Here is a 5632-nt window from a genome sequence, read left to right on the forward strand (position 1 = left end):
CCTTCAAAGGGGGAAGGATTCCGGGTAGCCGGAATCTCTCCCTGTTCTCTACAGGCCATGGCTTACGTGGCCTGTAGAGAACAGGGCAAAAGCCGCAGGCGGACTGCTTCCCCAAACAGGAGCGGTCTATGGGGGAGAGATTCCGGCTAAAAATCAGTTCAGATGAGCTACTCCTCGTTCAAACTTGAACGAGATATCTCACACCTGTGCAATAGAGCCCATGCGTCCAAGAGTCTTATAAGCAGGGGAGTAAAGTCGATGGCTGTGGCACAAACGAGGCACGAATGCCTATCCTGCACTAGCGTCTTCCTCCCTCAAAAGAACCAAGCCCCTCATGCTCTGTTAATGCGGTTTTGATGCATTTCTAATATGGTTTTGATGCGCCTAGGATGCACAAAACAGGCATTAATCAATCATTTCTCATGACATCGTCCCAAACACGCATGTACTTGGCTCAACCCGGAACTCTGTAATTGAGGATGTAAAAGGTATGCACTGCACACCTTTTACAGCTCGACCGCAAAGCCCCGCACGCCCAGCCCCTCAGCAAAGCGGCCCACCGCCGTCAGGCTGGCCCACGTCCGTATCACCTCACGCCGTGAACGCACCGGAATCAGTCGGGAGTGTGGCCCGCCGAGGCGCACCGAAAACGTCCACTTTTCCCGCCCGGCATCGCGGCTCACCACAAACTCCCGTACCGCGTTCTGTTGCACCAGGTGCTGCAACGCGTCTTCGTGAATCCCGTCGCCAATCATTTTGGTACCACACCAGACGGGCCGCCCAAGGTCGCGGCGTCACAGGCAAACGCTGCCGCCTGTGGTGGCGTCAGCGCTCCGGCGCTGACCACGGCGTTTAACCAGTCCCAGAGTCGAGTCACACAACGCGTCTGTTGCTCAGCCACTTCCTGCAGGTGATCCAGTAACTGCGCCTCCAACATCTCGGTCGAGGTGGCCAGCATTTGCGGCTGCAGGTCCAAGGCGATGCGCTCGGCCAGTGCGGCAGCCGCAGGGGATAGCGTGCGCAGGTCGCGCAGACGGCGCTCATAATAGGGCGTGACGGGTAACGGCATGGCGGTGGCTTCCTGTTCCGAGTGAGTGGCCCACTACGCGTAAAACCACAGCAGGGGGGGCTGGCGTACCAGTGTAGGGGGGGTTGGTTTCCGTGCCCAGAAAAAAAGGCCCCCACGACTCTCTCAAGTGTGGGGGCCTTTTGAACATAAGCGGCGTTATTCGAAGCCCGATGGGTTCGCTTTTCAGGTTCTACCGTTCGCCTTGCAGTTGCTTGTATTCGCTTGCGTAAATCGTTAATTACGATTAGCGTATACACTATCTTTTTCCGTAGACGCTGTATACAGCGTGTTAGGAGTGTGTATCATGGCTTCGCCTGTCCTGTCGTTCCGCGTAGAACCGAATCTGATCAATCAGCTTGATCAACTTGCCGAGGCAACTGATCGAGATCGTCAGTACCATCTCAAGCGCGCCTTGGCACGCTATGTAGAATCAGAGTCCTGGCATTTCCGAGCAGTCGCTGAAGGCATTGCGGATGCAGAGGCAGGCAACCTAGTCGACTTGGATGCCGTGAAGGCTAAGTGGGTGGCCCGTGCCGAAAATCGCATTAACCAGCAAGGCGGACAGTGACCTCGACGGTATCTACGAGCATTACGCGCCTTTGTTAGGCGCTGAAGCCTCAGAAGGCGTCGTGTTTCACCTTATCGAAGCACTTACGATGCTGGAGACCTTTCCCCAACTAGGAAAATCCTCAGATATTCCTGATTGCCGAGAGCTTATTATTTCGAAATACCCCTATCGAGCTGTTTACACGCGGAAGGAGGACACCATCCTGATATATCGAATCCTCCATCAGCACGCGGAGCGCCCAGTAGATTGGTAAAGCTGGCCTATTCCAGCTCTAATCCTGGGAATTCCCCCCAAAAAAAAATCCCGCTTTGCGGGATTTTTTGTGCAGGCCATTTAACGATAATTGCGTTATCAAAGAGCTAATATAGGGCGCGCCTTTTACTCTTGAGGTAATTCGCTTGCCATACTTCCTACTTTATCTGAACTACCCTCGGTAAGTCCCAAACGCTTTATCAAGCCAGGATGGACTTTTACTACATCAGTATCTACAAAAGCTTGCGTTGGATAAAAACAACGATAACGCCACTGTTTAGAATCCCCAACGGTGATACCAATTATTGAGTTTTCAAAAAGGAATCTAGCTACGTTCCGAAAGCTAGTTCGGTCGTGGACAATGCCTTTTCCTGAAAGTGCAGATTCTAATTCATTAGTTGTGATTGCTGCGTATCTTAAATTTTCCAATGTACCAAGATAGTCATGAAATTTTTCGTTTTGATTACGCCATTCATCACTTAACTCCTCATACAAATATTCACTGTACCCAGGTTCTGCCGCGTAAATAGCTTTTGAGGATATTTTGTCAGTTTCTTTATCGTATAACTCTTCAGCTTTTGCTGTGCTAAACGTACGACTTAGGAAAGCAACCATATCCCTCGGCCTACCCATAGTACGATTGAATATATGTTTTGCAGGCGGAGTCCTGCTTCTCATTTCTTTCTCATGAAAAATTTCATGAAGAGAGGATACTTCTGGAATTCCAGCCTTCCGTGCAAAGAAATTTATTCTAGTAAGAGCTAAACTTTCGATAGCCTCTTGCGTCCATCTCAAGCTTTTGCTGCAGTCTTCCCTGAGCTTGTTTCTATCATTGATATCAAATGTTGAGAAAATATCTTCACGTAAAAAAACTAGCGGTCTCACGCGGCCATTAAATTTCTGAAGAATATGCTCAGATGCATGCAGAAGCCCGCAGATAATGGATTTCGATTGAGATACGAAGTCTGTGATCCAAGCTTCATCAAGCCTATCAAAAATCAAAAAAATACGAATATCTGACACAACGGAATTAAGACATTTTTCAAGCCAAGATGTAAGGTTTTCTATATTTCGATTTAAGCTATTCCGTAAAGAAGGGTCATCTTTAATATTCTCAAAGCTTACTTCACCACCGCCAACTGAAACCCCTTCTTCACCAGCAGAAAAATCTGGCAGTTTTGCAGTAGCCAAGGAAAAAAGTTTACTTCCTAAAAGTTCTGACCAAGATGGCACAGGCCCGTCAAATAATTTCTTCAAAACCTTTTCTGCAGCAGCTAAATCTTTAGGGATCTTAGTACCTTGTCCGTGTAGTAACGTAAGATAAGCTCTTATTGTTTCCACGCAAAGAACAAATCTCCATGAATCACGATGCTGGAAACCTCCAGCCTTTAGATCATTACTGAGAAGCTGGTGAGCTTGCCAATTATAACTTTGTAGCGACATACCGATTACAATATCTTTTTCAGAAAAGATTTTTTTTGGCTTTTTCAGAAGATGGAGAAAAACTGCTGTTTTGCCAGCCCCTTTACGCCCTAACAAAAGGTATTGTTTTGTATTGTTGACGAGCTCAGCAGAAACTCCAGCATCAAAGAAGTAATTGCTTAGATTTGCATCACGCTCAGCAGAAACTTCACCAATATTAATCCAGTCCGTAATCATTAATAATGCCTATAGTAGATCAGCTAGTTAGTGATAATAACATAGGGTTGTCCTAACGACATATTAGGAAATAGAGGCACACCTAAGAACATTCGCCGCAATGCGGCTCACCAGCTCGACCCCCTAAAGGGGGGCCCCCACTCGCTGGGAAAGGTCCAAAGCAGGTTATAAACCTAGAAGGCAAAGAGCAGGGGCAATGATGGCTGACGCCTATAGAGTGCCGCTGATGGGCGGCAAATAATGATGGCTGCGCGACGCTCTTGATAGCTCCCACTGGCGTGGGAGCCCCTACGATCAGCTTTTAAAAAAAGCGTCTCGCATGACTCCACGCAGTGAGGATTTTTTCCAGGTGCAGTCACCCGGCTCCCACTCCCAACAGGCGTTCCAGACTTTCGGGGATTGTTTACCTCTGCGCCCCCTGCCCTCTTCGGCGTCTGGCGGTTGGTGGGTTTTAGGACAGTGACAGCGCCCGTGGTTGGGTTTTTACGCTGCCCTGCCATTGCCTTCTCGCCCTTGCGGGTCGCACCTAACCGGCTATACCGGCTGCCGTGAAGAGATCCCCTTGATCGGCAGCTATTACTTTCCCGGGCCCAAAGCATCTTGATTCCAAGCGTCGGGAAGAGATATCGGGGGAGGCTGGAAGCTGGACAGCCGAGCGTTTTCTCGACAGAATTGGCTTACCAGGTCTCGTATCCCGCCTCCTAAAGCAGAATTCCCCGAGACCTTGGCCAGAGCGATTGCAGTCGCCGCTGGCCCGAATGAAACCCTGCCTTGGCAGGGTTTTTTCGTTTTAATTCTATGTTGCTGATATGGCCAAAGATATTGCGTTTGGCCGCGCAGTGCAAATCCTGTATTTCCTATAGGGCATGATGCCCTAGACCGCATCAAGCGGCAGCCTGGAAAGTAGCGCAGCTGCTGCACCAGGCTGCAGCCAACAAGGACCGCAGGACCGCGTTAGCCGGAGCCTTTCATGGACAATAGAACCAAAACAGAGAATGTCTTTGCCGAGATCGGGTGCCATACCCCCGAGGCACTTCTGCTGAAGGCCAAATTGATGGTTGCTGTAGTTAACCGTGTACGCGACAACGCATATCCTCCAAACCATGCAGCCTCTAACCTTGGCTTGTCAGTAAGCCGTGTGAGCCAATTACTCCAAGAGGACTTCAACGCTTTTTCCTTGGATGAAATAGTTGAGCTTGCTGCCCGCCTTAATATCCGTATGGAGATTGTCACCTCTGTTAAAGCCTCGTAGAGGCTGGGTTTCAAAGGCCCACCTTTGGCACCGGATGTATACATCCTTGGCGTGCCTGTCATTTTTAGCATTCCACTACTGCTCTTTCGCTTGTCAGGCATTTGTCAGGTATTTTCAATCCCCTAGTGAGGGTGTCAGGCCTTTGTCAGGCATTTGTCTTCCATCTGTCAGGCATTTGTCAGGCCTAGCCGTAATCTCTCCTCTTTTAGGGAAAGCCCCGGTGCTCGATTAATCTTCCTAGCTTGGCACAGCTGTGGCACACCTTGGCACGGCTGATTTGGCACACTCTGGCACAGTCTTAAAATATGGCATGGCACACCCTAAACGAAGCCGTAAAACTGACAGGCAGAAGCCGTAGATCGATCTATCGCGATATGGATAGAGGCCTTGTTTCATATGGGCTAGACCCTTCTGGAAATCGTCAGTTTGAGACGTCTGAATTGATGCGCGCTTACGGCGCTTTGGCCCCCGTGGCACAGCCTGACACACCTGATATGGCACAGATTGGCACAGCTCAACCCTGGGACCAGGTATTGACTGAACTTCAGGCACTTCGCAAGGAAGTCCAGGAACTGCGCGCCACCGTTCTGCTCATCGAGCACAAACCGGAACACCCACCAATTGCCAACCCCTCAACGCCTGAAAAACCTCAGGAGCCCGCCACCTGGTCCAGTCTATTTAGCGCCCTGGACGAATGAGCCAAAAGTTTCCGAATCGGAAACTCTCCTTCAAAGGGGGAAGGATTCCGGGTAGCCGGAATCTCTCCCTGTTCTCTACAGGCCATGGCTTACGTGGCCTGTAGAGAACAGGGCAAAAGCCGCAGGCGGACTGC

7 protein-coding genes are annotated in these 5632 nt (G+C 49.9%); 4 read left to right on the forward strand and 3 right to left on the reverse strand.

Translation table 11 applies throughout. The features are described 5' to 3' along the window. Positions 1-506: 506 nt before the first annotated feature. Together V6F78_RS22180 and V6F78_RS22185 are read right to left on the reverse strand one after the other, a co-directional pair. A complete protein-coding gene (locus tag V6F78_RS22180; protein WP_332728321.1) occupies positions 507-755 on the reverse strand; it encodes a hypothetical protein in 249 nt (82 codons plus the stop codon). Then, positions 752-1069 (reverse strand): hypothetical protein, encoded by a 318-nt coding sequence (locus V6F78_RS22185; protein ID WP_332728323.1) that lies wholly within the window; start codon positions 1067-1069, stop codon positions 752-754. The genes V6F78_RS22180 and V6F78_RS22185 overlap by 4 nt, the downstream gene beginning before the upstream one ends. A gap of 304 nt (positions 1070-1373) precedes the next feature. Between V6F78_RS22185 and V6F78_RS22190 the strand changes: the two genes are divergently transcribed. Both V6F78_RS22190 and V6F78_RS22195 read left to right on the forward strand, forming a co-directional pair. Continuing rightward, positions 1374-1637, forward strand: a complete 264-nt coding sequence (locus tag V6F78_RS22190) for a CopG family ribbon-helix-helix protein (protein ID WP_332728324.1) — start codon at positions 1374-1376, stop codon at positions 1635-1637. Next, entirely contained in the window at positions 1600-1890 is a 291-nt protein-coding gene (locus tag V6F78_RS22195) for a type II toxin-antitoxin system RelE/ParE family toxin (RefSeq protein ID WP_332728325.1), read from the forward strand. Before V6F78_RS22190 ends, V6F78_RS22195 begins: the two co-directional genes overlap by 38 nt. Before the next feature lie 125 nt (positions 1891-2015). Here the strand turns inward: V6F78_RS22195 and V6F78_RS22200 are convergent, their stop codons facing one another. After that, the gene (locus tag V6F78_RS22200) at positions 2016-3548 is read right to left on the reverse strand and encodes a P-loop ATPase, Sll1717 family (RefSeq protein ID WP_332728327.1); all 1533 of its coding nucleotides are present in this window, start codon (positions 3546-3548) and stop codon (positions 2016-2018) included. A 970-nt stretch (positions 3549-4518) separates the two neighbouring features. Here V6F78_RS22200 and V6F78_RS22205 point away from each other — a divergent pair. Together V6F78_RS22205 and V6F78_RS22210 are read left to right on the forward strand one after the other, a co-directional pair. Further along, on the forward strand, positions 4519-4800 hold the full coding sequence (locus V6F78_RS22205; protein WP_332728328.1) for a helix-turn-helix domain-containing protein: 282 nt from the start codon (positions 4519-4521) through the stop codon (positions 4798-4800). A 533-nt stretch (positions 4801-5333) separates the two neighbouring features. Continuing rightward, positions 5334-5498, forward strand: coding sequence for a hypothetical protein (locus V6F78_RS22210; RefSeq protein ID WP_332728330.1), 165 nt, complete (start codon positions 5334-5336; stop codon positions 5496-5498). Positions 5499-5632 lie beyond the last annotated feature (134 nt).

This window comes from Pseudomonas sp. ESBL9 (genome assembly GCF_036668715.1).
In the GTDB taxonomy this organism is placed as follows: Bacteria; Pseudomonadota; Gammaproteobacteria; order Pseudomonadales; family Pseudomonadaceae; genus Aquipseudomonas; species Aquipseudomonas lundensis.